The 291-nt window shown below is 51.9% G+C and carries 1 pseudogene; it reads left to right on the top strand.

The window, feature by feature from the left end:
* Positions 1 to 78: 78 nt before the first annotated feature.
* Positions 79 to 291: pseudogene (locus FN960_RS23845) on the top strand (glucose-6-phosphate dehydrogenase); the annotation flags it as partial.

Below are 291 nucleotides of genomic sequence, written 5' to 3'. Positions count from 1 at the left end.
AGCAGTACAGTGCACCGTAAGAAAATTACAAGTATACCCTGGCTTAAGTACCGGGTTAGTTAACTTAAGGAGAATGACATGGCGGTAACGCAAACAGCCCAGGCCTGTGACCTGGTCATTTTCGGCGCGAAAGGCGACCTTGCGCGTCGTAAATTGCTGCCTTCCCTGTATCAACTGGAAAAAGCCGGTCAGCTCAACCCGGACACCCGGATTATCGGCGTAGGGCGTGCTGACTGGGATAAAGCGGCGTATACCAAAGTTGTCCGCGAGGCGCTCGAAACTTTCATGAAA

Origin of the sequence: Alkalicoccobacillus porphyridii (assembly GCF_007293315.1) — a bacterium.
Lineage (GTDB): Bacteria > Bacillota > Bacilli > Bacillales > Bacillaceae_D > Alkalicoccobacillus > Alkalicoccobacillus porphyridii.
The sequence above is the reverse complement of the archived record's forward strand: the minus strand, read 5'-3'. Positions and strand labels throughout refer to the sequence as shown.